This window comes from Mammaliicoccus lentus, from assembly GCF_947036595.1.
GTDB lineage: Bacteria > Bacillota > Bacilli > Staphylococcales > Staphylococcaceae > Mammaliicoccus > Mammaliicoccus lentus.
In genome coordinates this window covers 583,311-610,297 of record NZ_OX344834.1, presented here as the reverse complement: position 1 = coordinate 610,297, position 26,987 = coordinate 583,311, and the positions used below count along the sequence as shown (strand labels likewise).

General features: G+C 31.2%; 28 protein-coding genes. 6 read left to right on the top strand and 22 right to left on the bottom strand.

Features of this window, described 5'->3' with window-relative positions; genetic code table 11:
• Window positions 1–11: 11 nt before the first annotated feature.
• The 6 genes from ACNMOQ_RS02815 to ACNMOQ_RS02790 all read right to left on the bottom strand — a co-directional run bounded on the left by ACNMOQ_RS02815 (window position 12) and on the right by ACNMOQ_RS02790 (window position 6,240).
• Window positions 12–629 carry a DUF47 domain-containing protein gene (locus ACNMOQ_RS02815; RefSeq protein WP_016998473.1) on the bottom strand — a complete coding sequence of 206 codons (618 nt, stop codon included), beginning with the start codon at window positions 627–629 and terminating at the stop codon, window positions 12–14.
• A gap of 198 nt (window positions 630–827) precedes the next feature.
• On the bottom strand, window positions 828–2,759 hold the full coding sequence (locus tag ACNMOQ_RS02810) for an ABC transporter permease (RefSeq protein WP_135021012.1): 1,932 nt from the start codon (window positions 2,757–2,759) through the stop codon (window positions 828–830).
• Window positions 2,749–3,510: an ABC transporter ATP-binding protein gene (locus ACNMOQ_RS02805; protein ID WP_016998475.1), complete on the bottom strand. Its 762-nt coding sequence runs from the start codon at window positions 3,508–3,510 to the stop codon at window positions 2,749–2,751. The genes ACNMOQ_RS02810 and ACNMOQ_RS02805 overlap by 11 nt, the downstream gene beginning before the upstream one ends.
• 104 nt (window positions 3,511–3,614) lie before the next feature.
• Window positions 3,615–4,622: a sensor histidine kinase gene (locus tag ACNMOQ_RS02800; RefSeq protein WP_016998476.1), complete on the bottom strand. Its 1,008-nt coding sequence runs from the start codon at window positions 4,620–4,622 to the stop codon at window positions 3,615–3,617.
• Window position 4,623: 1 nt separating this feature from the next.
• Window positions 4,624–5,307 carry a response regulator transcription factor gene (locus ACNMOQ_RS02795; protein WP_016998477.1) on the bottom strand — a complete coding sequence of 228 codons (684 nt, stop codon included), beginning with the start codon at window positions 5,305–5,307 and terminating at the stop codon, window positions 4,624–4,626.
• Window positions 5,308–5,316: 9 nt separating this feature from the next.
• Window positions 5,317–6,240 (bottom strand): NAD-dependent epimerase/dehydratase family protein, encoded by a 924-nt coding sequence (locus ACNMOQ_RS02790; RefSeq protein WP_016998478.1) that lies wholly within the window; start codon window positions 6,238–6,240, stop codon window positions 5,317–5,319.
• Between the two features lie 120 nt (window positions 6,241–6,360).
• Between ACNMOQ_RS02790 and ACNMOQ_RS02785 the strand changes: the two genes are divergently transcribed.
• A complete protein-coding gene (locus tag ACNMOQ_RS02785; RefSeq protein WP_016998479.1) occupies window positions 6,361–6,864 on the top strand; it encodes a GNAT family N-acetyltransferase in 504 nt (167 codons plus the stop codon).
• A 61-nt stretch (window positions 6,865–6,925) separates the two neighbouring features.
• Here ACNMOQ_RS02785 and ACNMOQ_RS02780 read toward each other — a convergent pair whose 3' ends face one another.
• The 5 genes from ACNMOQ_RS02780 to ACNMOQ_RS02760 form a co-directional block, all read right to left on the bottom strand.
• Window positions 6,926–7,960: an alpha/beta hydrolase gene (locus tag ACNMOQ_RS02780; protein ID WP_064211413.1), complete on the bottom strand. Its 1,035-nt coding sequence runs from the start codon at window positions 7,958–7,960 to the stop codon at window positions 6,926–6,928.
• A gap of 47 nt (window positions 7,961–8,007) precedes the next feature.
• Window positions 8,008–9,072 carry a YkvI family membrane protein gene (locus ACNMOQ_RS02775; protein ID WP_016998481.1) on the bottom strand — a complete coding sequence of 355 codons (1,065 nt, stop codon included), beginning with the start codon at window positions 9,070–9,072 and terminating at the stop codon, window positions 8,008–8,010.
• Between the two features lie 117 nt (window positions 9,073–9,189).
• Window positions 9,190–10,626, bottom strand: coding sequence for an MDR family MFS transporter (locus tag ACNMOQ_RS02770; RefSeq protein WP_016998482.1), 1,437 nt, complete (start codon window positions 10,624–10,626; stop codon window positions 9,190–9,192).
• A 74-nt stretch (window positions 10,627–10,700) separates the two neighbouring features.
• Window positions 10,701–11,198, bottom strand: a complete 498-nt coding sequence (locus ACNMOQ_RS02765; RefSeq protein ID WP_016998483.1) for a hypothetical protein — start codon at window positions 11,196–11,198, stop codon at window positions 10,701–10,703.
• Window positions 11,199–11,309: 111 nt separating this feature from the next.
• On the bottom strand, window positions 11,310–11,624 hold the full coding sequence (locus ACNMOQ_RS02760) for a CHY zinc finger protein (RefSeq protein WP_016998484.1): 315 nt from the start codon (window positions 11,622–11,624) through the stop codon (window positions 11,310–11,312).
• A 136-nt stretch (window positions 11,625–11,760) separates the two neighbouring features.
• On the opposite strand from ACNMOQ_RS02760, the gene ACNMOQ_RS02755 reads away from it, so the two are divergent.
• On the top strand, window positions 11,761–12,060 hold the full coding sequence (locus tag ACNMOQ_RS02755; RefSeq protein WP_082892515.1) for an ArsR/SmtB family transcription factor: 300 nt from the start codon (window positions 11,761–11,763) through the stop codon (window positions 12,058–12,060).
• 21 nt (window positions 12,061–12,081) lie between these two features.
• On the top strand, window positions 12,082–13,029 hold the full coding sequence (locus tag ACNMOQ_RS02750; protein ID WP_016998486.1) for a cation diffusion facilitator family transporter: 948 nt from the start codon (window positions 12,082–12,084) through the stop codon (window positions 13,027–13,029).
• 57 nt (window positions 13,030–13,086) lie between these two features.
• Here the strand turns inward: ACNMOQ_RS02750 and ACNMOQ_RS02745 are convergent, their stop codons facing one another.
• The 3 genes from ACNMOQ_RS02745 to ACNMOQ_RS02735 are packed head-to-tail and all read right to left on the bottom strand — an operon-like array spanning window position 13,087 to window position 15,033.
• The gene (locus ACNMOQ_RS02745; protein WP_070044994.1) at window positions 13,087–13,821 is read right to left on the bottom strand and encodes a metallophosphoesterase family protein; all 735 of its coding nucleotides are present in this window, start codon (window positions 13,819–13,821) and stop codon (window positions 13,087–13,089) included.
• 24 nt (window positions 13,822–13,845) lie between these two features.
• Window positions 13,846–14,487: an SDR family oxidoreductase gene (locus ACNMOQ_RS02740; RefSeq protein ID WP_218707237.1), complete on the bottom strand. Its 642-nt coding sequence runs from the start codon at window positions 14,485–14,487 to the stop codon at window positions 13,846–13,848.
• Between the two features lie 12 nt (window positions 14,488–14,499).
• Window positions 14,500–15,033 carry a CHAP domain-containing protein gene (locus ACNMOQ_RS02735; RefSeq protein WP_016998489.1) on the bottom strand — a complete coding sequence of 178 codons (534 nt, stop codon included), beginning with the start codon at window positions 15,031–15,033 and terminating at the stop codon, window positions 14,500–14,502.
• 181 nt (window positions 15,034–15,214) lie between these two features.
• Here ACNMOQ_RS02735 and ACNMOQ_RS02730 point away from each other — a divergent pair, with 181 nt between their 5' ends.
• Window positions 15,215–16,162 (top strand): hypothetical protein, encoded by a 948-nt coding sequence (locus ACNMOQ_RS02730; RefSeq protein WP_228064739.1) that lies wholly within the window; start codon window positions 15,215–15,217, stop codon window positions 16,160–16,162.
• A 57-nt stretch (window positions 16,163–16,219) separates the two neighbouring features.
• Here ACNMOQ_RS02730 and ACNMOQ_RS02725 read toward each other — a convergent pair whose 3' ends face one another.
• The 5 genes from ACNMOQ_RS02725 to ACNMOQ_RS02705 all read right to left on the bottom strand — a co-directional run bounded on the left by ACNMOQ_RS02725 (window position 16,220) and on the right by ACNMOQ_RS02705 (window position 20,008).
• Window positions 16,220–16,879 carry a haloacid dehalogenase type II gene (locus ACNMOQ_RS02725; protein ID WP_135022358.1) on the bottom strand — a complete coding sequence of 220 codons (660 nt, stop codon included), beginning with the start codon at window positions 16,877–16,879 and terminating at the stop codon, window positions 16,220–16,222.
• A 199-nt stretch (window positions 16,880–17,078) separates the two neighbouring features.
• Window positions 17,079–17,933: an HAD family hydrolase gene (locus ACNMOQ_RS02720; protein WP_016998493.1), complete on the bottom strand. Its 855-nt coding sequence runs from the start codon at window positions 17,931–17,933 to the stop codon at window positions 17,079–17,081.
• Between the two features lie 64 nt (window positions 17,934–17,997).
• A complete protein-coding gene (locus ACNMOQ_RS02715) occupies window positions 17,998–18,777 on the bottom strand; it encodes an ABC transporter ATP-binding protein (RefSeq protein ID WP_064205301.1) in 780 nt (259 codons plus the stop codon).
• A gap of 145 nt (window positions 18,778–18,922) precedes the next feature.
• On the bottom strand, window positions 18,923–19,375 hold the full coding sequence (locus ACNMOQ_RS02710) for a GNAT family N-acetyltransferase (RefSeq protein WP_147640844.1): 453 nt from the start codon (window positions 19,373–19,375) through the stop codon (window positions 18,923–18,925).
• An 18-nt stretch (window positions 19,376–19,393) separates the two neighbouring features.
• Window positions 19,394–20,008 (bottom strand): DedA family protein, encoded by a 615-nt coding sequence (locus ACNMOQ_RS02705; RefSeq protein WP_016998496.1) that lies wholly within the window; start codon window positions 20,006–20,008, stop codon window positions 19,394–19,396.
• A 243-nt stretch (window positions 20,009–20,251) separates the two neighbouring features.
• Here ACNMOQ_RS02705 and ACNMOQ_RS02700 point away from each other — a divergent pair, with 243 nt between their 5' ends.
• On the top strand, window positions 20,252–21,688 hold the full coding sequence (locus ACNMOQ_RS02700; protein ID WP_016998497.1) for a sodium:solute symporter family protein: 1,437 nt from the start codon (window positions 20,252–20,254) through the stop codon (window positions 21,686–21,688).
• Window positions 21,681–23,285, top strand: a complete 1,605-nt coding sequence (locus ACNMOQ_RS02695; RefSeq protein ID WP_416350226.1) for an amidohydrolase — start codon at window positions 21,681–21,683, stop codon at window positions 23,283–23,285. The genes ACNMOQ_RS02700 and ACNMOQ_RS02695 overlap by 8 nt, the downstream gene beginning before the upstream one ends.
• Before the next feature lie 9 nt (window positions 23,286–23,294).
• Here ACNMOQ_RS02695 and ACNMOQ_RS02690 read toward each other — a convergent pair whose 3' ends face one another.
• The 3 genes from ACNMOQ_RS02690 to ACNMOQ_RS02680 form a co-directional block, all read right to left on the bottom strand.
• Entirely contained in the window at window positions 23,295–24,074 is a 780-nt protein-coding gene (locus ACNMOQ_RS02690) for an SDR family NAD(P)-dependent oxidoreductase (protein ID WP_103269340.1), read from the bottom strand.
• A gap of 294 nt (window positions 24,075–24,368) precedes the next feature.
• The gene (copZ, locus tag ACNMOQ_RS02685) at window positions 24,369–24,575 is read right to left on the bottom strand and encodes a copper chaperone CopZ (RefSeq protein ID WP_016998500.1); all 207 of its coding nucleotides are present in this window, start codon (window positions 24,573–24,575) and stop codon (window positions 24,369–24,371) included.
• A 20-nt stretch (window positions 24,576–24,595) separates the two neighbouring features.
• Window positions 24,596–26,980 (bottom strand): heavy metal translocating P-type ATPase, encoded by a 2,385-nt coding sequence (locus ACNMOQ_RS02680; protein WP_239704174.1) that lies wholly within the window; start codon window positions 26,978–26,980, stop codon window positions 24,596–24,598.
• Window positions 26,981–26,987 lie beyond the last annotated feature (7 nt).

Here is a 26,987-nt window from a genome sequence, read left to right as displayed (position 1 = left end):
TTTTAAACTCCTTAGCTATTTTTCATAATGATTTGTTCAAGTTTGTTTGCTACTAATTGACATTTATCTGCTACATCTTCTAATGATTCGTAAATATCTTTTATTTTTATTAATGTTACAGGGTCTGTTTCACTGTTGAAAATGTATTTAATAGATTGTCTTAAAATACCATCACAGTTAGTTTCATATTCTTTAATGTTGATTGAGTGAACGCGAATATGTGAGAATTTCTTCTCTGCTACAAGTGACACAGCAATTGCAATTTCTTTTACTGCTGCTTGAATGTTCTTAACGAATTCTGCCATGTAGTCATCAGAATAACTGATAGAGTACATTTCAAACATTGCTGATGTTTCTTCCATTTCATCTAAAACATCATCCAATGCATCACAAAGTTCAAGAATATCTTCTCTTTCAATTGGTGTGATGAAAGTTTGATTTAAATCTGTAATCATTTGGTGCATTAAATCATCACCATTTGATTCATAGGCTTTTATCTTATCTGAATAAGCTTTCAAATCGAAGTCAGAGTCAAAATCCATTTCTCCAAATTCAACAGATGCGCGGCTTAAATTCTCAGCTATAGCTTCTAGCTGTATACCAAACTTATCCTTTTTCTTATTAAACATTAATAATCCTCCCAAAATATACATCATAATTTACGTAATTACTCTTCCATTGTACTCTTTCAAATTGAATTAAACCACTATTTATTAATGTATTTTTAAATTTTTAAGTTCTTTGTAAACTTTCTGAAAATACAATGTTTACATTGATTTTTTATAACATAAAAAAAGACTAATGGCAAGCATTAGTCTTGAAAACCTTTATAACGCGCGTTGTATAACACGTTTAGAATGTATATAAGCAAGTACTCCAAAGAGAACATATATTAAAGAGTATAGTGACATAACAATTAATACTGGTGTGTAGAATGATTCTCCCATAAAGAACCAACCTGATTTAGCAGCAAAATAACCATGACACAAACCGATAATAAGTGGTAATGCAAAGTTAAAACTAATTTTCAATGCTATACCACGTGACATATCTCTTGAAGTATAACCAAGCTTTCTTAAAATCTTGTAATTTGAAGTTTCATCTTCAGTTTCATCAATTTGTTTAATATATATGATACAACCCGTTGATAGTAAGAAAGCTATCCCTAAGAATCCTAGCACGAATAACATTAAACCTAATGTGCTTTTAGAATTTTCATATATTTCATTGTAAGATAAAGCACCGCCATTTTCATCTTTTGCTACCTTAGCGAATATACTTTCAGCTTTTTTAATATCTTGTTTATTTTTTAAATTAATACCATATTGATCATTATAACTATCATTTTTAGCTTCATTCTTTTTCATTTCATTGAATGTATCATCTGAAACAACATTAACAGGACTATTAAATGAAACTATACTTGCTAAATATTTATCATTATTAATTGATTTAACTTTTAATTTTTTCGTTTCATTATTTACCTTATAAACAATTGGCTCTTTATCATCTACTGTTACAACTTTATCTAACATATCACTATAACCAACTATTGCAACTTCATCATTTTTTAAATTTATATCTTTAAAATCTGAAGCTTTTGCAACAACAGTCGGAGAATTAGATTGTTGACCTTCCATATCATTTCGAGCTTTAAATACTTTTGAATCATCTAACTTATAGAACGTCACATGGAAATCATGAACTTTATATGGAATACCTTCGTTCTTAAGTTCTTCTTTAAATTGTTTCGCTTTGTCTTCTTTAATGAAGATATAGTCATCTGGTGATGTATCACGAGCAGTTTCTGCTGCATTATAATATGAAATGTAACTTAAAGATAAGAGCCCTACTGCTAAAGCTGAAACAATTGCGATAATTGTAAGAGATAAAGCATTTGTTTTCATTTTATGCATAATAGATGAAGTTGATACAACATCTGTAACAGTTAACATTCCTCTTTTATACTTACGTATCGTATTGAATATTAAAGATATAGAACATCTAAATAGTAAGTAAGCACCTACTATTGTTAAGAAAAGTATAGTTAACATTCTTGTATATAAATCGATCATACCCTTAGAATTATCAAATAATACACTTGATAAATAATAACCACTAATAATCATAATGATACCTATTGCACCGAATATAAGCTCGTATAATTTTATTTTTTTAATTTTAGTATCCGTTGCATGATGTTCATTCATTAAAGTTAAAATTGTTTTTCGTTTAATGAAAATATAGTTTTGTATAGATATAATAATGTAAATAACAATCATTAATATTACAGTTTGTAAAAGTGCTTGTATACTAAAATCTAAATGTGCTTCTTGATTTACTCCAATTATTTTATAAAGTATCATAAGTAAAATTTTTGATGAGAAAAATCCTAAAATAGTACCTGAAATAACTGTAAGTGCAAATAACACTAGATTTTCTAAAGCGAATATTTTAAATACTTCACGTTTAGTCATACCTATTAATTGATATAATCCCATTTCTCTTGATCTTCTTTTTATAAATAATTGGTTTGCATATAATAAGAAAATCACAATAATAACAGTTAATAATGTTATACCAATTTTAATACCTGCGTCTGGCTTAACGCCAGATTGTAGACCTTTTAAATCATCTGAATACTTTAAAGTTACAAATCCAAAGAATAACATGACGCTCATCGTAATTGAAAAAACATACATACTATAATGCTGGATACTACGTCGTAAGTTTTTAATGACGATTTGATTAAAGCTCATTTACGACACCACCTAACACACTTTGTGTTTTGATGATTTCTTTATAGAATGTTTCTCTATCATCGTCTCCTTTATAAAGTTCAGAATAAACTTTACCATCTTTTAAGAAAATAACACGATTAGAATAACTTGCAGCTACCGAATCATGTGTAACCATTACGATTGTTGCACCAGTTGTTTGATTAAGTTGATCCAACTTATTAAGTAAATCTGAAGCTGATTTAGAATCTAATGCACCTGTCGGTTCATCAGCAAATATTATAGATGGTTGTGCTATAAAAGCTCTTGCTGCAGAAGTTCTTTGCTTTTGACCACCTGAGATTTCATTAGGATATTTGTTTTGGATATCTAAAATACCTAATACTTTACTAACTTCTTCGTATCTTTTATATGCTTCTTTTTTAGAGATTTTTTGAATTGTTAATGGCAACATAATATTTTCTTGAACAGTTAACGTATTTAATAAATTGTACTCTTGGAAAATAAAACCTAATTCTTTTTTTCTAAAGTTCGACATCTGTCTGTTATTCATATTTTGTAGTTGATTACCATTGATTTCAATTTGTCCACTAGTTGCGTAATCGATAGAACTTAATACATTAAGTAACGTTGTTTTACCAGAACCAGAAGGTCCCATTATGCTAATAAATTCGCCTTTTTCTACTGACATATCTATTTGTTTTAAAACTTCTTGTTGATTATTTTTAGAACCATAAACTTTTACTAGTTGTTCGGTTTTTAATATGCTCATTTTCAAAACTCCTTTAAATTTGTTTATGGTTTAATATTAATCGTTTACCGCTTCTAAATCCTTCGATTCATGATACAATTTGAACTTGCAAAGTGACATTATTGTCACTTTGCAAGTTCAATTGTTGTAAACATATTCGGATTAGGGAAAATGAGAAGGACTTTTGTACCTTCGCCGTATGTTGATTTGACATTCACTTTTATACTTAGTCCTTCAGCTATTTCTTTCACAAGATATAATCCCATGCCCGTCGCAGTTGATTCCCTTTGATTCGTTGTAGAAGTAAAACCTCTTTCAAAAATTCTTGGTAAATCTCTTGCTTTTATACCTCTACCTTTATCTTCTATTACTAAATAAGTTTGACCGTGTTGTTCTCCAGATTTAATCAATATATCACTATTTTCAGTGTATTTTAAAGCATTACTTATAATTTGTCTCAAGATGGTACGGCACCATTTTTCGTCAGTATAGACTTCTGTATTATCTATTTTTATATCGTAACCGACACCTTTGGCAATGCTTATATTTCTACCATGCTGAATTTCTTTTATGACCATATTTTTCAGATTAAAGTGTCCAAAGTAAAAGTCATTAGATTTAGAAGTTAATCTTCTAATGTATAATTGTTGATCGAGTAAGTAATCGATACGACTCCACTCATACAATAAATCTTGCTTTAACTTTGTGTCTTCTATTTGATCTAACAATAATTTCATAGCAGTGATAGGTGTCTTCACTTCATGAATCCATTCTAATAAATCATTTTTAGTTTGCTTAAGTTCTTTATTCTGTTTATGAATAGTTGAACGACTCGTTTCTTCATAATCTTCAATATAGTTAAATATAATTTTTTCATAAGCAGAATGTTGTAAGTCTTTATGTTCCATTTCTTTTAGAGACATATTCGACTTTAAAGCATGATAAAACCTTGTTTCTCTTGAATAGATTAATAACAAAAAGATAACAAATAAAATAAGATTAACGCATATTAAATATTGAGCACTTTTTACAGATATCGCTACATCAAGCCAAGAAGTGATGAGAATCACAATTTGCATAGCTATAAAAAATATTATCCACGGCCATCTTTCTTTTAAAAACTGTCTAAGCATCCTATCCCTCCGGCTCGTGGGCAATATAACCCTTGCCTACTTTTGTTTCAATTAAATCATTTAAACCAATGTCCGTTAATTTTTTTCTTAGTCTATTAACATTTACTGTTAAAGTATTATCACTAACAAATTGCTCATCATCCCACAATGCGGTAATAATTGTATCTCTTGTTACGATTTCATTTTTATGATTAAGTAAAATTTCTAATATAAACATTTCATTTTTAGTAAGTGATATTTCAATATCATTTTTTTCTATAACATGCTTACCATAATCTACACGAGCTTTATTCCATAATTTCACACGAGGTTCTTCTTTATTATACTGATAGACCCTTCTATATATTGCCTGTAATTTCGCAACGAGTACTTCTGTGTGGAATGGCTTTTGTATAAAATCATCTGCACCTAGTTCCATACTCATGACTTGGTCCATAGGATGGTCTCTAGAAGATAAAAATATTATCGGCACATTAGATTGTTGCCTAATCATCCGACACCAGTAAAATCCATCATATTTAGGTAATTGAATATCAATAATAACCATTTCTGGTTCTATTTTTTGATACTCTTCAAATACTAAACTGAAATCATTAATACCATGAACAGACCAACCCCATTTCTCAAGTTGAGTTTGCATCGCTTTAAATAGTGTTTCATCATCTTCTATAATTAATAATTCCATTCTATCCCTCTACTTAGTATATTTTTTTGATTCTCCTGCCTCTGAACGTAATTGAAAATCTTTAATTCTACAATCAATCTCAAATCCTTTTAATGTAACATTATGAATAGGTGCTTGAGATAAATAATAAATCCCCCAAGGAATTCTAGGTATATAATTAAATAAATGAACCATAAATTCATTCGTTTCTTTAAAACGTCTAAATTCTAAAATGCCATTATCTTCGTACATATTTACAGCTAGTGTGCCGCCTACTACTTTAAATTGTATTATATCATCACCAATATCATGACGTTCTCTTTGTAATTGTAATAATGGTTTATTACTATGCTTAAAATAAATATAATAAGTATCTTTGTAATGTTTAATCCTTACAAGCGTGCCACTTGTTTCTTCTAACCATTCAAAATAGTATTCCATACCTTGTTCTAAATTCCATGAATACGGTAATGGCATACGATGTACACTTCTAACATCATCATATTTCGACCTTTGCAATTCAATAGAAACAGCAGGTCGTTTAATAGATTGTTCTGTTTCGATAACTTCTGTACCGTATGATTTTAAAGTTTGAATTGTTTCTTGATCAAAAGGAGAGCCTGTAATATATATGATTTGTTTAACATTATTTGCTTTACATGCTCTTGCCATATTATCGCTAGCTATAATGTTTAAATTTCTTGCATTACTTTGAGTTAATTTTGCAGATTTTTTATTTGGATCTAAATAATATATTGCAATATCTATATCTTTTAATGCTTCTATCATATCTTTCAAAACAAAAATATCGCATTTTCTCCATAACACATCTTCTTCAGTCATATCTTCTTCATATTTTGTAATAGCATATAAATTGCCTATATCTTTTAAAGTATGAATTAAATGTTTACCTATATATCCTGAACCACCAGAGATTAATACATTCGGTTTCATGTTGAAACACTCCTTTATTAACGGTCTTTACACATATGTTATACTGATTATAACTTTAAACTTTAATTACCCTAAATATAACACTGATTATAAATAATAAATAGAAATAGGAGATATTTTATGGAGGAAATCATTCGAGAAATTAGAATAAATGACGTTGAAAATTTCAACAAATTATTAGATAGCGTTATTAACCAGTCAGAATATCTTTTGTTCAATCCTGGTGAACATCAAATTTCTATACAAAACCAAACATTATTTTTAGAAGAGATGATTACTACAAGTAATTCTACTATAATCGTTGCTGAACTAAATGATGTCTTAATCGGTTATGTTACTATTCAAGGCGGTCGTACACATAGAAACCAACATTCTGCAAAATTAGCAATGGGTCTATTACCAACATTTAGAAATAAAGGAATCGGCTATAAATTACTACAAAAATCTGAGTCTTGGGCGATAGAAAGACAGCTCCATCGATTAGAGCTAACAGTTGTTACAGAAAATGAACCCGCCTACCGCTTATATGAGAAGTTTGGTTTTAAAAATGAAGGTAGAAAAAAAGATACTTTGTATTTTAATGAAAAATATTATGATGAATTTGTAATGGCTAAACTTTTATAAAATCATCCACCTATATAAAACTAACAGGCTAAGACAAATAATTGTCTTAGCCTGTTAGTTTTTATTTATCTTTTTTTACTACAGTTTCAGATTCACGCTTTGTATTATTTTCATATGGTGACTTATTAGTGTTCGCACCTAAGAACATCATTACATTATTATAATTTTTCTTAGCTTCTTTTAAGTTCATATGAAATTGATATTGGTGACGTAATCCGTGTGTACCATCAAAGAATGTTGTTGTTGTTTGAACATTATATTTTTTTAGTACATCGTTAAATTCTCTATTTTGTGGGTCAAATGGATCTGCATCCCCTACTGTTAAAAATGTAGGAGGATAATTATCTGTAATCTGTTCAACTGTAGATAATTGATTAATTTGAGAAAAGTTTCTTTCCCATTCTTCAGAGCCTGTGTAACTTGTCATAAATAAATCAATTCTAGGAAATTCCGTACTTCTAACAGTTTGCATATTATATAAACCACCGAATAATATAACACCTTTAAGGTATTTACGTTTAACTGTTGGTTTCATTTCCATTTGTTGTCGTAATTTTGGATTTGTTTGTAGTGCAACATATTGACTTGCAATCTGTGCACCGGCTGAGTCTCCACCATATACGATTTGTCTATGATCAATGTTAAATTTGTTTCTATTTTTGAGTGTATATTTTGTAGCTTGATCTAATTGTTGTATAGGCGTTGGGTATCTAGAAGCTGGTGCTAACGCGTAATTAACATTCACAATAATATATCCTTGCTCTGCAATTTGCGCTAAGTAAGGATTTTTATGCCTTTTATCGCCAGCTATAAATCCGCCCCCATGCGTCCAAAAAATAACAGGTAATTTTTCACCTTTTTTAATATTGGATGGTGTTATTATATCCATTTGGCTATTTGGAGCTTCGTGCCCATATGCCACATCGCGTGAAAGTTGAACTTTTTTGTTATTAAGTAGCAACTGGTTTGCCTTTTGAGCTTGCAACTGCATTTCACGTTGTTTATGTTCTTGATATTTGTTATAGATATAGAAACCGCTTATAACAACGATGATCGCCACTATTAAAATAAACAATCGTCGTTTCTTTCTTTTCATATGTTCACTTCCTCATGTAAGAAGATAGTTTAACATATACAATAATTTTATGCGATATGTTTTTTGTTGTCTTTTTTCCTTAAAATATACTTAAATAATATAGCCGCACAGATAACTAAACCTATAACACCCATAGCTGGATATAATTTATCGATAAGTGATGAGAACCCAACAAAACTAAGTCCATAAGCTGCTACCATTGCTATAGTAAGTAATACAATATATTGTTTAGAAAAAGGCACTGTAAATCTAGCAGTAAATGAATACATTAGCCCTAATATTGTGTTATACATTACCATTAACATGATAATCGATAATGCTAAACCAACTATTGGAGAAATCGTTCTAGCTAAGGCTAAAGTTGGTATTTCTACTCCGATAATGTTTGGGTATTCTGATAGTAAACCTGAATTGATTAAACCTAATAATACTAAATAAATAACACCGCCGATAATTCCACCTAAACCTGAAATATGTCGTTTATCAGCATCGCCACCTATAGCGACTAAAGTACTAAATCCTACTGAAAATGCTAAACCACCGTAAATAAATCCTTGTAAAATCCCCCATAATAAACTTGGTTGTTTTACAGTTGAATTTATATCACTAATGCTTACATGACCATTCACAAAGAAATAGCCTGCAATAATTAGAATGACAATGATTAAGAATGGTGTTACGACACCCAAAGCTTTAACTATTTTATCAAAATCTAATAATAATGTTATATATATAACAATACACATTATTAACGCCCCCAACCAAGTTGGGACACTGAAACTTTCTTCAAATGCAGAGCCTGCGCCAGCAATCATCGTGACGGATATACCAAATAAGAAAAAGATTAATACATAATCAATCACGACACCGAATTTTCCGAATAAGTAATTAATAGTTGAGCTATGGTCATCAGCATCTAACGCCGTACCAATTTTCGCGACTTGTCTACCAAAGAAGGCCAACATAATCCCTGAAATAATAACGCCTATGTATCCATATAAGCCATAATGAGTGAAGAATTTCATCACTTCTTGACCAGTAGAAAATCCTGCACCTACCACGACTCCGACATAGGCAAAACCAATTTTAGTTGCTTCTTTTACATTTGACACAAATGTTCCTCCTCATTTAATTGAATCAACATATAATCTTATACCCACTGTTTTTAAAAATATTCATTAAGATTAAGAAAACCTCTTACTTATGTAAGAGGTTTTATATTTTTACATTTATTGTTCACTTTTACTTTCTAAAGTTTTGCTATAGTTAGCTCTCGTAACTGTGAAACCAACAATTACAACTAATGCTAATAATACAATAGCGAACCAATAAGACTGATGTAATCCAATAGTCATCGCTTGGTTTACATCTTCTGTTGTAGGGTTTTTAATGCCTTCTAAAGCTGCAGTTTGTCCACCGTTCATAATACTCACAAATACTGCAATACCTAATGCTCCACCTATTGGTTGAAGCATATTAGATACAGCTGTTCCGTGTGGATACATTTCTTTAGGTAACGCATTTAAAGCATTAGTATTAGCAGGCATAAGTACAGCTGATATACTGACCATCAATATAATATAAACAAGTACAAATACCCATACCGATATACCTGGATGAATGTTTGCGTAAAAAATAGACACACCTAATAATAAAAGTAATCCCGGTACAACTAGTTTTCTTGGCCCAACTTTATCAAAAATAGCTCCCATAAACGGTGAAAGGAAACCATTTAATAATGCACCAGGTAATAGAATGAGACCAGCTACTTTTGCACTAAAGCCCATCGGACCTTGTAGATACATAGGCATTACAATTTCCGAAGCAAACATCGTCATAATAACAGCAACGAATATGATAACACCTTTAGTATAATTATGATATTTAAACACTCTTAAATCCAATACTGGCTCTTCAAGTTTAAATTGTCTTAAAACAAATAAAACGATTGAAATTGCGCCCACGATCAATGTAATGTAGATGGCTGGATTCGTAAAACCACCTTCAATTGAACTAACTGATGAAACGCTGTATATGATACCAGCAATACCTACTGTAGACATTACAATTGATGCAATATCGACTTTTGGTTTTGTAACCTCTCCTACATTTTGTAAATATTTATAAGCAAATATAAATGTAAATAACATAAATGGAAGAACAATTAAAAATAACCATCTCCAACCTAGGTAATCAACGATAACTCCCGATAACGTTGGTCCTAATGCTGGAGCAAACATTATAACTAAACCAAATTGACCCATAATCTTCCCGCGTTCACTTTCTTTATAAAGCATCAGCATGGCGTTCATAACAGTAGGTATCATAAGTCCCGTACCTGCAGCTTGAACCATTCTTCCGACTAATAACATTGGAAAATTCAATGCCAATCCCGCAATTAATGTTCCAATTGAGAATATAACAACTAACCCTAAAAATAGTTTTCTTGTGGGGAACCACTGGTTAACGATTGCTGATAACGGCGTCAACACACCCATTACCAACATGAAACCAGTTGCCATCCATTGCACAGTTGGTGCATCTACATTAAATACAGACATTAGCTCTTTTAATGCTATATTCAAAAGTGTTTCATTTAAAATCATAAAAAATGTTCCCACTAGGAACACTATCATTATGATTCTTCTCTTAAATTTATTATCCATGTCTTTCTCCTAATTTTTATTTTTTTAACTTTCCTATGATGCCATAAAAAATAAACCTAGTCAATTGACTAGGTTTAAGCGTTATTGAATTTAGACAGTTGAGAAAAATCAACTACAACTTGATCCATACGCTTAGCAGTTTCTTTCATTATGTTTCTTGCTACTTTATTTTCTGGATCTAATTTTAAAATTTGTTTACTTAAGTCAAAAGCTTGTTTATCAGTTAGCAAAGGTTCAGGAATAGCGTGTAATAAAAGCATCTGTAACAAACTCTTCACTTCCTTATGTTCTGTAAGAATCATAGAACGCTCTGCGTGATAATAAGCTGTATGGAAAGCACCTTCATGATCACTATATGGATATACATGTAGAAGAAATGCTAAATCGTGTAATTCATTCGTTTCTTCTCTTTTTATGCAATCGAGTATAAAAGTATAAAACATTGTACTTTCATCTTCATGAGCTGCTGAAATAAAGTGTTCTTCAAATTCTAAGAAATCCACTTCGGACATCAATCTATATGCAGTATCAAATTCGCCACTTAATATATGACCTTTAATCAAATCTTTCATTCAATGTCCTCCTTCTCTCTATGCAACATCTATCGAAGTTAACTCTCAATTTTATGGTTAAAAATATTATAACACGTTTTTATTATAAATACTTTCAAAAACTGGTATATTTTAAATTTTAAAATAAATATGATGGTGATATTTGCATCTATGATTAAATCTTGCAGAACAGTGCGGACATACCTCACTTAACATATAATCATTAATGGACATTGTTTGATTACAGACACCGCATAAAATTGCTTGTTCATCAAATTCATCTTTTTCCCATCTTATTATTTCATGATTTTCATTTTCATTATGACATTTATAACATGAATAAAACTTATTACAACATTTAAATTTTATTGCTATGATATCAAGTGGCGTATGGTAATGTGTACATCTCGACTCATCGTCAACAGTTAAACCGTGTATGTTAACCATGTGTACCTCCTCAATTTATAATATTTAAAACTTCTCATAATAAAGTATACTTTGTCAATTTTATACGCTTTGACTTTTAATGTTTTATGTTATATATTTATATATGAACACATATTCATATGAAAAGGAGTACACTATGACACAATCTAATTTATTAGATGAAGAAACATTATTATTAGTTTCTCAAACATTTAAAGCATTGAGCGATCCAACTCGCGTAAAAATATTGCATTTACTATGTACTGGTCGTCATTCTGTAGGCTGTATAGCAGAAACACTTTCTTTAAGTCAGTCTTCTGTTTCTCACCAACTTAGATTTTTAAAAAATTTAAGACTGGTTAAATTCGATCGCGAAGGAAAAAGTATTTATTATTCTATAGATGATGACCATGTGATTTTACTGCTAAAGCAAGCTATAGAGCATGCTAAACATTAAATATATTTGGGGGTAAAATTTATGTCACACGATCATCACCACGATCATGCACATAACCATGTGCATACTAATAACAAAAAAATATTGCTCATTTCGTTTATTATTATTGGTTTATTTATGATAGTAGAGGTAATTGGTGGTTATATTACAAATAGTTTAGCTCTGTTATCAGATGCTGGTCATATGTTAAGTGATGCTATTTCACTATTTATAGCACTTATGGCGTTTAAATTTGGCGAACGCGTTGCAAATCATAAGAAAACATACGGGTATCGCAGGTTTGAAATACTAGCTGCATTAATTAATGGTGTACTTTTAATCGCCATTAGTTTATATATTTTTTACGAAGCTTTTGAAAGATTTTTCAATCCTCCTGAAGTGGCATCAACTGGGATGCTTATAATCAGTACAATAGGTTTAATAGTGAACTTATTCATAGCTTGGTTAATGTTTAAAGGCTCTGACACGAAAGATAATTTAAATATGAGAGGCGCTTTTATACATGTACTCGGTGATTTATTAGGGTCTGTCGGTGCAATTGCAGCAGCTTTAATTATGATTATATTTGGTTGGAGATTAGCCGATCCAATCGCAAGTGTTATTGTGGCACTTCTTATTATTAAGAGTGGCTATGGGGTTACAAAATCAGCACTCAACGTGTTAATGGAAGGTACACCGCCAAACATCGATGTTAACGAAATAACCGAAACTATTAAATCACATCCTGACATTATAGATATACATGATTTACACATCTGGTCAATAACAAGTGACTTAACAGCTTTAAGTTGTCATGCTGTTGTAGATAGTCAAAAAACTGTCTCAGAATGTGACAATATAATAGAAGAAATCAATCACAAATTAAGTCATAAATCTATTCATCATGCGACAATACAGTTAGAAACACCAAATCATCAACATGACGATTCATTATTATGTTGTATGGATACAACTGAACATGTGCATTAAATTAAATATTATAAAGCCTTCCCTTTAAGTATCTACTTTAAAAGGAAGGCTTTTAATTTAAATAAATGATTCAAATATCAATTCTTTTCCTGGAACGTTCTTTTCTTCGAAACCATCTAAAAATGCTTGGTTATCATATGGTACTTTAATACGTTCAACATTTATTGCACCATCTTTAACTTCAACGATACCATACACGGCATAAGCACCGTTGTTAAGACCTACTGAACCAGGGTTAAAATAAATTGTCTCAATATCATCAAAATGGTGTAACACGTGATTGTGTCCAAATGTAACAAAGTCTGCATCTATACCATTAAATAAGCCGTGAACATGTTCTAAAGATGGTTCAACGATTGGTTGAAACGGATCTTCACTTATATGCTTATCCATATCTTCTTCTAATATACGATAATGGGTAAAGTAAAAATTCAGTCCATCTATTTCTTTTGTGATTTCTCGGTCTAATTGATCTAAAAAAGTATAATATTTAGAATCAAGATGTTCTACTATCCATTGATGGTGTTCGTAAAATTTATTTTTAAGACTTTCAGGATACGTTTCATTATGAGCTACTGCCATAATTGCTTCATCATGATTTCCAGCAATATTGGTCATATCCTTGCGATTTGTAACAAGGTCCAATACTTCATTCGTCTTATGACCAACTCCGATATTATCACCTAAATTATAAATGTGTTCTATATCAGAACGACTATCTATATCCTTTATTACCGCTTCTAAAGCATCATAATTACCATGTATATCTGTTAAAATAGCAAATTTAACCATAATACATCTCCTTAAATCACACTATTATTGTTGATTCACTGCTTCTGTTATATCTATATTTCCAGTAACAACTTGGAATTCTTTTCCGATTGTACCCTCGTTATTTAAAACAGCTTGTATAACTGAAGCAACGTCTTGGCGAGGGACTTCTCCACGTTCAACTTCTCCTGCTATTTCAACTTTTCCAGTGCCCTCATTATTAGTTAATAAGCCAGGATGTACAATTGTATAAGGTAGTTCAGATCTTCTTAAATGATCATCTGCATAATGTTTTGCGATTGTATAAGGTTTTAAATCACCTTCGAATGCCGAACGTCTTGTATCAAATGATGAAACGAGAACGAAGTGTTCAATATTAGCTCGTTTACTTGCTTCTATTGATTTCACAGCACCATCTAAATCAATAATAATTGTTTGGTCAGCACCAGTGTGTCCACCAGAACCAGCAGTGAAGACAACTTTATCTGCATCTTTAATTTTTTCAGCAATATCATCAATATCGTCATACTCTAAATCAAGAGAAGCTGTTTTAGCGCCTATTTCTTCAAAATAGCTAGCTTGGCTCGTTTTTCTTATTCCTGCTGTTACTTGATTACCTTCTTCTACTAAATCTTTTACAAGTAATCTACCGATTTGTCCATTTGCACCTATAACGAATATATTCATATAAAACACTCCTTATATTTTTTCATGGATAAATTGATAATTATGCAATCTATCCGATGTAATAACTCTTTTTGTTACTTCATATGGTTTCTCATAGTTCATATCTGATACAACTATATTACCATTTGAGTGTACTTCTTTTACAATTGCTACATGACCTAAATCACCATAATCTGTTTGCAGTATAGAACCTTTTGCTGGCTTACCATTCACTTTAAAGCCATCTTTTTTAGCCCTTTCCGCCCAGTGTTTAGCATCTCCCCACGAAGTTGGGATTCTTTTATCTATTTTTAAGCGTTCTTCAAATACATAAAAAGTACATTGTCCTTCTTGATAGAAATTACCTAGTGAACGGTCATCAGTTTTATCTTTTTGTTTAATTTGTTCTGTTCGTGATGCTATTTCTTTTTGTCGCATTTCTTTTTGAATATTATCAACATATTGGGTTACAAAGTTGAAGCCACCTTGTTGCTTGAATAAGATAAGCATCGTAATGATTATAACCCAAGTAACGATAAACATCGTGAAACGAAATAACTTCTTCATAGCTCACTCCTAAATTTAATCTACCCTCAATATATGAGTAATTTAATATGATATCAAACAAACTGCTTATTATGATAATTATATTAACTTTATCTTCCCCCATATTTTTGACAATATTATGACATTTATAAAACTTTTTATGTTACGCTATTGATATAAAATAGAATACGGAGTGATCAATATGTTTGAATTTCATTTAGATTATTGGCGAAATGGTCGAGGACTTCATTTAAAGACAGTTCTCCTTTCAATATTAACGTCAATTGTTCTTGGTATCATCATGTTAGTGCCAGGTGTTATATTTTTAATAGGTGCCATTAGCATGATATCTTCTCAAGATTTCTCTGGCGAGCCTTCAGGCGGAGGTATCGTAGCCTTTTTAATATCTATGGTAATAGGTTTTATCGTTAGTTTATTATTATATGTTTTTGTCTTAATACCTATGACTTATGGGTTCTTAAAATATTATAAAGATACAGACTTAGGACGTGCGCCAAGATTTTCTGATTTGTTATTATTCTTCAAGAAAGGTAAATACGTAAAGACACTTAAACTAACTGCAATTATGTTTGTCATTTCTGTTGCATTAGCAATTGTATTATATATCGTTGTGTTTATTGTAGAATTGATATTTATCGCGATATTTGGCACTTCAGCTGCGTTTATAAACGAAAATAACTTTGGTGCTATGTCAGTATCATTCTTAATTATTATGTTACTTATGATGTTAATCATCTTTGCGCTTTACATACCAATTTATTATGTTGTCATTTTCTTAGTTAATACGGTTCTTGTACATATTGACCAACAATCACTGCCAACACTAAATAAATTATCTATAGGTTGGAACATTACAAGTAAAGGTCCTAAAAGTGCGTGGAAATTACTATTTAGTAATGTATTATATTTCATTGTTGCTTATATCATACTCGCTATAATCGCAGTTATTACCGCGCTTATAATATCATTACTTCCTGACGTACTAAAAATATTACTTGGCATCTTCGCTTATATTTTCGCATTTGTTTATTTAATAGCTATGAGTTATATCATGTACGGAAGTGCAATGAACTTCTATCATAAAAATAAAAATGCACTATACCCACAAAATGATCAACCTGATGAATAAATGATTAATAAAAAACTGAGAATCAAATCTTTCATTTGGTGATTCTCAGTTTTTTCATTATTTTATTAAAGAAATTAAACCGTATAAAGTCTGGTATTCATAGTCAGGTTCAACATCGATATGTTCAAACTCCGTTAAATATCTATTAATCCATGCTGTCTTATATCCAAAATTCTGGGCACCAATAATATCCCATTTATTAGAAGAAACAAATAAAATATCTTCTTTGTTTAAATCTAATTTTTCATATAAATATTTATAACTGTTTGAATCTGGCTTATAAAGCCCTATTTCTTCTAAAGCTACAATATGTTTAAATTTTCCTTCTATATGTGCATGTTCTAAAACAGTTAATACCATCTCTTCATTTCCATTGCTAAATACAATCTTATCTATATTCTCTAACTGATTTAAAACTTGTTCAGTTTCAGGAAAAGCTTCTAGCTTATTATATTCGTTTACACATTCAGATACATCTTCTGAATCGTAATCATATTCATTTCTATCTAATACATACTCAAGTGAGTCTTTTACTACGAGACTGAAAGGTTTATATTGATTTACTAATTGTCTTACGTGAATATATTCAATTAACTTTTGTCGCCAAGCTTTTGCAATTTTTTCTCCGTTGCCCGGAAATAACTTCTCACACTTATTTTTAACACTATCGATATCAAATAATGTTCCATATATATCAAATACTATCGCTTTAATCATAGTATCACTCCTTCAAACGAGTACTATTATTAATATATCCGAACATTATTATTTCAATCGTTCCAAATAAATTGTGCACTACTTACATCTACGTAAATTACACGGCTAAAATATGACTTCTAACCAAAATAATTCTCCTAACCCGTTATTTTTAAACTAACAGATTAGGAGAATTATTTTTGTATGAGATTCTTATGTTTTATTCAGATAAAAATTTAAGTTTTAAAAATTCTGCTGCACCATTTTCGAGGTTAGATAATTGTGTTACTTCTTTACCTAGTAGCTTAATATGATCTGGTGCATTTTTCATTACGATAGGATTATCTACATGTTCTAACATTTGTCTGTCATTATCACTATCACCAATAGCGTAAGTTATAGCATCTTCTTCTATTTCGAAATGCGTTAAAACTTTTTGAATAGCTGTCGCTTTATTAACGCCTTTAGGCATTGTTTCTAAATTACAAGGTGTTGAATTTGATATTGATATATTTAAAGTTTCTTTTAAAGGTTCAACTACTTTTTCCCATCTATCGATATCAGTGTGATACTTTTTGAAGAAATAGATTTTAGAATAGGCATCATTTGGTATTTCATCTACCCAAGTGATTTTATCTTTCATTGCTTCTAATCTTGATTTCCATTCATTAATTTCTACATCTGCATCATCTGACTGCTCAAGTTCTGAAACTAATAATGCTTTATCACGATTTAAAGCTATTCTATCTTTATGATAAGGGAATAACTCATAATATATTTGGTGTTCTTCAGCTAAATCAATTAATTTATGTACTGTATCCATTTCTAACTGATATTTAAATATTTCTTCACCATCAATATAACCAACTGCTCCATTTGAAGATAAAATACCATCTACTTCAAAATCATCTGGCACAAGATAGTGTATCTCGTCATATGCGCGACCGGTTGCTAGAAAGACTTTCACACCTTTATTACGTACCTTTTTAATAATTTGAGTTGTGTAATTTGTTACTCTATTATCTTCATTTAAAATCGTACCGTCCATGTCTAAAAAAACTACTTGCGTTGTCATGTATAATCCTCCAAAGTTTATTTCCATTATTATTATTTCACGGAAGATTTATTTAATCAATTTTTTAGACTTTAGACAAAATTGGACGTCTACTTTTAAAAGTTACATCTACTTCTATATTGAATAAATCACTCATAGTTTCTGAATTAACAACTGATTCAATGCCCCCTGAAGCAAATACTTGTCCTTCTTTCAGCAACAATATATGTTTGAACACTGGCAATACCTCTTCTAAATGATGCGTTACATAAATCATTGTCGGACCATTTTTATCTTGACCGATATTTCCAATTCTTTCTAATAAATCCTCTCTTGCAACAAAATCTAAGCCGTTAGTCGGTTCGTCTAAAATAAGTAACCTAGGTTCTGACATTAAAGCTCTACCAATTAACACACGTGTTTGTTCACCTTGAGATAATGTACTAAATCTTCTATTTATATATGGTGTAATACCTAGCATCGCACAAATTTCTTCAGCTTTATTTCTAATCTCATCTGTAGGATCCTCGTATACACCAATTGAAGCATACGCTCCGCTAATAACAGTTGTAAAAGCATTATCTTCTTGACGCATTTTTTTAAATAATGATTGTGAGACGTAACCGATTTGCTTTCGAATATTATCCGCTGAGTAACCTGGTTTGCCTTGTTTCATATCTAATATTTCAAATTCGCCAGACGATGGCGCTGTATAAGCATTTATAATATCTAATATAGTAGATTTACCTGCTCCATTTAAACCGTACAACACCCAATGATCCCCATCGTTTATTTCCCAAGAAATATCTTTTAATATGTAATTACCTTCACGTATCCAGTTGATATTTTTTAAATCAAGTAACATTTTGTCATCCCCCAAAGTTTTCATAATATTCACTCATTGTACATGAAATTACTTTGATGTTAAAGACCGGGATTCTAACAAGACTCTCATAAAAGAAGGAGTCTAAAACATAAATAACTGTCTCAGACTCCTTGATTATAATTTTCTATTTTAATTCTAATTCTAACCGAACCATATCTTTGCACTGTATGCCATTCTCATAAATGGGCTCATCATAATATTTTATAAAGTAATCAATATCAATGGACTTCATTCTAAAGCCTGCTTGTTGATATAGCTTTAATTGCCCAATCCCTGAATTACCAGTACCAACAGTAACAGTGTGACAATCTAAATTTTTAGCTACTTCAATAATATAATTTACTAACTGTTTACCTATACCTTGATGTTGATAATGTGAATCCACAGCTAAGTTTACAAGTTCAAATGTATTTGGCCTCGTTAATAATCCGACTACAATACCTACTGGTTGTCCTTCTTTAACAAATGCAAATACTTCTCCACGTGAAGTATAATCATTTATTGCTTTTTGATTATCATCTGCTAATGAAAGCAACTCATAATGCTTATCAGTTAACAATTTGCATGTTTGGATCATCACATTCACCTACAGTTTTTATTTAGTAGAAGTTTTTTTCCTTTTTATAAACCAAATTATAAAAATTACCGCACTTACTGCAATAACTACATACATAATATTTGAATAAACATCCATATAATTTACAATTTGGTGCCAATTATTCCCTACTTTTGCTCCGACTAGAACAAGTACTAAGTTCCATATTAATGTACCTAACGTCGTTAATACTAAAAACAGCCATTGATTCATACCACTCATACCGGCTGGGATTGATATTAAACTTCTAATAAGTGGAATAAACCTACAGAAAAATACTGTCCAAGGTCCATATTTATCAAACCAAGCATCAGCTTTTCTAACATCTTCTTTTGTTAATCTTAAATACTTTCCCCATTTTTCAATGATTCGTTCAAGACGTTCAACGTTAAGAATACGACCAATCCAATATAATATGACAGCTCCACCTACAGAACCAATCGTCGATGCTACGACCACACCAAATATAGATAATTCGGATTTAGTCGTCATAAACCCTCCAAAGGTTAAAATGACTTCAGATGGTATAGGTGGAAATACATTCTCAACTAATATTAATAAGGCTATACCGAAATAGCCAAACTGTTCCATTACACTTGTTATCCAACTCTCCATTAATAGACTCCTTTAAGTTGTTTTCAATAATTTATTACCGTATTACATAAAACATAAACCATAAATTCAAAAAATTAAAAATAAAAGTTAAACTCCATTATATAACATTACAAGTGTGTTAGTGTCGGACTTTAGTATGAACATTTAATTAACGATTGTTATTTAAAATTTTCAGATTAATTAGAAATATTCAATAATTTACTTTATACTCTTATTATAACATTTTAAAGGAGAGTGATGAATTTGGGTTGGTATGCAACTTACTTTATAGTTTATTTCATATTTATGCTTGCAATAGCATATTATTATTTCAAAAAAATCAAAACTTATGAGGATTACTTAATCGGTGGTTGGAACACTGGGTTTTGGCAAATTACGGGGACAATTATAAGTACATTTTGTGGAGCCGCAGTATTCATCGGTTGGGTAGGACTCGGTTTTACAGTTGGGTTATCAGGTTATTGGAAATTCGCTTTTGTAGCGATTTTATTTTCATTAATATTAATCTTAGGATTTGCCAGGCCACTTAGAAGGCAAAAGCTCATTACTTTAGCAGATTTATTTACTAAAAGATTTGGTGGTAAAGCAGGAGTTGTGCCTTCCATACTATCTGCGTTTATATATTCAGTACCGACAACGGCTCTACAAATGGTCGGTATGTCTACTGTCTTTAATATTACTTTTGATATGAATGTTTCATTAGGTATATTTATATCATTTGTCGTCATCTTAATATTCACTGTAATCGGAGGATTACCAGCAACTATGTTAACTGATGCTATTCAATCAATCATCATTATTATTGGTGTCGTTATTCTTGCGGTTGTTACGGTAGTTCATGTTGGAGGACTTTCAACACTTTTTGAAAACAGTAGTTCTAAACTTTTAAGTATTTCAGGACCAGATGGTTATGGGGAAGTCTTACTTTATGCATTATCAGTCGGGCCATTTTATTTAGTATGGCAATCTATTTGGCAGAGAATCTTTGCTGCAAAAAGCGAAAATGTAGCTGTTTCAGCAAATGCCTTAGGGTTTGTAATTTCAGGTTTCATTTCTATTTTACCTTTTATTATTGGCTTAGCAGCAAGACAATTTGTTCCGCTTGATATGCACCCTGACTTAGTTTTTTCATATGTAACAGATTTATTATTATCTAGCCCACTAGGAGGACTTGTATTCTTAGGTTTATTAGCTGCTTTAATGACAGGAGCAACATCATTTATTTTACAAGGTAGCAGTAACCTGACAATTGATTTTTATCAAACATTTATTAATAAAAATGCTAGCAGCAGAAAAATGTTAGTATTTTCGAGAATTTCAGTTGCAATCATAACAATATTGGCTTGTTTATTTGCATATACTGTAAGTGATATCGCCACTACATACCAATGGGCTTTAAGATTAACATCTACTATACTTGTCATACCATTTATTGCAGTAATGTTCTGGAAAGGTGTAACGAAAATTGGCGTTATGGTAAGTATGATAGGAACAGCAATACTTGTCTTATTATATCCTTTATTTAATTTACCTATTGATCATGCAATATTTGGATTTATAATTTCATTTATTTTATTAGTAGGCACAAGTTTACTAACTAAACACGATAAGTTAGAAACGATTCAAGCTGCTTATTTTGAAAAATTAGACAACCCGAATTTGGAGGATTATTATGAGTAACTTAATGATTAAAAACGTTAATATTATAGACATGGTTAATCCTAAACCTTATAAAAGTAATATATTAATTAAAGATGGAAAGATTAAAGAAATTAATACATCTATCAGTAATCAAAATGTTGAAACATTAGATGGTAAAGAACAATTTATTATACCTGGTTTTATTGATGCACATAGTCATTTATTACTTTATGGCTTATTTAAAGAATTAGTAGATGTAAGGCCAGAAACAATTAAAAATATTTCAGACATTAAAAAAGCATTGAAACAACAATTACCTAAAAAGGATTCAGGGGAATGGATAGTTGGTCAAGGTTACAACGAACTAGAACTTGATGAAGAACGACATATTACGAAGCAAGAACTCGATGAAGTTTCAACTGAACACCCTATTTACTTACGTCATAGCTCTGCACATATGGGGGTTGCAAACAGTAAAGCTCTAGAAATAGCAAATATTAATGATGAAACAGAAAATCCTGAAGGTGGCTATTTTTCTAAAACGGATGGTACCTTAAACGGTTTACTTTATGAATTACCAGCAGTAGAAAAACTGTTACCTTATTTACCGAAACCATCTAAAGAAGAGATGATTGATGCGCTGAAAAATGCTGCTCAAGATTATATTGAAAAAGGTATTACAACAGCTTCAGAAGCGTCGGTTGGTCTAGCTCATGGTAAAGATGATATATCTGCTTATCATGAATATATACAATTAGAAAATGACATTAATTTAAGGATCATGATAGATTACCAACTGCTATTAAATGATGAAAGAATCAAAGATAAAACATATCAAGAATTAAATGAACAAATACAAACACTTTCAAACCAAAAATGTACTTTGGATAGCGCTAAATTTTTCCAAGATGGATCAATCCAAATAAATACAGCAGCACTCACACAACCTTATAAAAATGAAAATACAAAGAGTGAGATTATTATAAAACAAGAAACATTAGAAAGTTTATATACATCGTTCGCAGAAAAAGGATTTCCATTAACAACGCATGCGAATGGCGATGCTGCTATTAAATCCATTATAAAAGCTTATTCTAAAATACAATCTTTACCAAATTATAATCATGAAACACGAATTGAACATATTCAAACTGGTGAATATGAAGACATTGTGGCAATGAAAAACAATCAAATTTCCGGTTCATTTTTTACTAATCATATATATTATTTTGGTGATCAACATTATGAAAAATTTTTAGGTCCTAATCGGGCAAATCTAATAGATCCTGCAAGATGGGCTCAAGATTTAGGCGTATTATATACGCTGCATTCAGACTGTCCTGTAACGCCCATCTCTCCAATAGATAATATAATGATTGCTTGTAATCGTAAAACAAAAAGCGGACGTACTTTAGATGAAGAATTGAAATTAACACGCCTAGAATCATTAAAAGCAATGACTATAAACGGCGCAAAGCTCAACCATACCGAAAATCAAAACGGTACAATTGAGCCTAATAAAAACGCTGATTTTGTAATATTGAATCATAACCCATTAGACGAATCAATCGATCTAAATGATGATATGATTCAATATACGATTATTGGAGGAAAAGTAGTATATAAACGCTCATAGCCCATTAAATTATAAAGTGCCTATGAATCCACCATCAATATTAACTGAAGCTCCAGACACATATGAAGCGGCTGATGATGATAAGAAAGTAATCACATTGGCCGCTTCTTCTGTGTTCCCAATTCTTCCTAAAGGAATTGAACGGTCAATTTTTGAGTATTCTTCCCAAGATAACTCAGGATTTTCATTTTTCCATCTTTTTTCTAATTGTTCACTTCTTATAAGTCCTATACATACTGTATTGACTCTTATATTATATTCACCTAAATCTTTACTCATCGCTTTTGTAAGTGCCATGCCAGCAGCTCTTGATACAGAAGTCGGCAACGATGATTTAGGAGGTGTCTTGCCTAACGCTGCTGTGACATTAATGATTGAACCTTGTTCATTTTCTTTCATATAAGGGATTGCTGCTTTTGAACAATTTATGGCTCCAAATAATTTTAAATCAAGATCATCTTCCCAAAGTTCATTTTCTACTTCTTCAAACGCATGAGCTTGGGATGTACCAGCATTGTTCACTAATATATCTATCGTTCCAAACTTACCCACTGTTTCTTCTACAGCTTTTATACATTCTGACTTATCTGTTACATCAGCAACAATAATTTGGACATTAGCTTTTGTGTGTTTTTGAATATAACTTTTTGCTTCTTCTAATCTATCTTTATTTCTAGCACAAATAGCTACTTTTGCTCCCTCTTTCGCCAAACATAAAGCTGATTCTAAACCGATACCTTTACTGCCTCCAGTAATTAATGCTACTTTGTTCTCTAATTTAAAATCCATCTAATACCCCTTTCTTTTGTTGTACTTATATCTCAATATACGTTAGTCTATATCTTACTGCAAAAATTCTCCCTTGTTTTCATGATGACTCTAGTTTCCTTATAAAAATAGGAGTGGACAGAAATTTCATTTTCTTAAAAAGATTTCGTAGTCCCACACTGCTTAGAATGACTAGTATTGAAAAAAGCTTTTTATAAACTTATTTTCAGTCAAATCAGCTACTGCCAATACAAAATAAAGTCCTAGACAATTATTTATGTCCAGGACTCATATAAAATTCATTATATTTTCTTGTTATGCTTCAACATCGTATCCTTGATCTTCTATTGCTTCTTTCATCTGGTCAAAGTTTACTTTGCCTTCTTCATATGCTACTTGTACATTATTTTCTTCTAAGTTTACAGCGGCATTATTTACACCATCTAATTGATTTAAAGCACCTTCTACTGATGATTTACAATGATTACAAGTCATACCTTCTACTTTAATTGTTTGTTCCATTATATACATCTCCTTATAATTTATAGTTTAACTCTTTTTAATCTTAAAGCATTAGTGACAACACTAACTGAACTTAGAGCCATTGCAGCCCCTGCTATCCACGGTGCTAATAAACCGAGGGCAGCTATAGGTATACCAGCTGTGTTATACCCAAATGCCCAGAATAAGTTTTGTTTAATATTTTTAATTGTTGCGTGACTAATCTTGATTGCTTTAGGGATTAATAATAGTTCTCCCCCTAAAATCGTTACGTCAGCTGCTTCTATCGCTACTTCAGTTCCAGTTCCTATAGCTATTCCGATATCTGCTACTACTAATGCAGGTGCATCATTTACACCATCTCCGACCATAGCTACTTTCTTGCCTTTATCTTGTAAAGCTTTTATTTCATTTGATTTTTCTTCTGGTAATACTTCTGCTATAACTGAATCAATACCTACTTGCTTAGCAATAGCTTGCGCAGTTCTTTCATTATCACCTGTAAGCATAATTACTTCTAATCCCTCATCTTGCATCAGTTTAATCGCTTCAGGTGCCGTTTCTTTAATTGTATCAGCAACTGCTACTACGCCTTTATATTGACCATTAACTGCCATTAACATTGCAGTTTTACCTTGATGTTCAAAGTTTGTAAGTGTTTCTTCAACTTGATTAACTGAAATTTGAGCATCAGTCATTAGTTTTCTATTACCTACTAATATTTCATTTCCATCTATAGTTGCTTTTATACCGTGTCCAGGTATTGCATCAAAGCTTGATACGTCTTTTAAAGTTAAATCTTTTTCTGTAGCATATGCAACTATTGCTTCAGCTAGTGGATGTTCAGATCCTCTTTCTGCACTTGCCAACAATTGTAAAGTTTCATCGTCACCTGTAAAGTCAGTCACTTCTGGTTTTCCTTTTGTTATTGTTCCTGTCTTATCTAGAACAATAGCATTTAATTGGTGTGTTCTCTCTAAGTGTCCGCCACCTTTAAATAAAATACCACTTTCTGCTGCTTTACCCGTGCCTACCATGATAGAAGTAGGTGTTGCTAACCCTAAAGCACATGGACAAGCAATAACGAGCACTGCAATTGCAGCTACAAGTGCGCCTTCAAATTGTCCTGGGTTAACTAAAGTTATCCATATCACAAATGTTAAGATTGCTATTCCAACCACGATTGGTACGAAATAACCTGATATAACATCGGCAAGTCTTTGTATAGGAGCTTTAGACCCTTGAGCTTCTTCTACAACTTTAACGATTGATGCTAAAGCAGTATCTGAACCAACTTTTGTTGCTTTCATTTCAATTGAACCATTTTTATTAATTGTTGAACCAATTAACGCTTCATCTATTGATTTCTCTACCGGTATAGATTCACCAGTAATCATTGATTCATCAATAGAAGTATTTCCTTTTATAACTTTACCGTCTACTGGTATTTTTTCACCAGGTTTAATTCTTAAAACATCACCTACTACAACTTCTTCTACAGGTATCATCATTTCTTTGTCTTCTCTAATAACCCTTGCTTCTTTCGCTTGTAAATTAAGAAGTGATGATAATGCATTTGTTGTTTGACTTTTTGCTCTTTGCTCTAAATATTTACCGAATAAAATAAGAGTGATTAGAACTGCGCTTGTTTCAAAGTATAAATGTGGCATGTATTCTGGATTACCAATAGTTTTAATCGCTTCGTATAAACTATAAAAATATGCCGCACTAGTACCTAATACAACAAGCACATCCATATTGGCGCCGCCGTTTCTTAAATTTTTATATGCTCCAATATAGAACTGCCATCCTATTACGAATTGAACAGGTGTAGCAAGAATAAATTGAAACCATGGATTCATAAATATACTAGGTAATTGAACATTAAATAAATGAACAAGCATTGTCATGAATAGTGGCAAGGATAAAACTGCTGAAATAATTAATTTTAATTTCATTTGTTTTATTTCTTTTTGTTTGTGTGTTTCTTTATTTTTCATTTCACTTTTTGCTTGTGCATCATATCCTAATTTTTTAATTTTATCTATGATTGCTTTAATATCCACTATTTCAGGATTATATTCTATATTAGCCTGTTCTGTAGTTAAATTAACTGTTGCTTGCTCAATGCCTTCTTGTCTATTTAATACTTTCTCGATACGACTTGAACATGCTGCACATGTCATACCAAATACATCAAGTTCTGCCTTTTCTGTTAACACGCCATATCCAAGTTTTTCAATTTTATTAGTTATATCCTTTAAAGAAGATTGTTCAGGATCAAATGAAACAGATGCTTTTTCTGTTGTTAAGTTCACTTTGGCATCTACACTGTCCATTCTATTTAACACTTTCTCAATTCGACTTGAACATGCTGCACATGTCATGCCAGTGACGCCAACAGTTGTTTGTTTCTGATTTGCCACTTATACC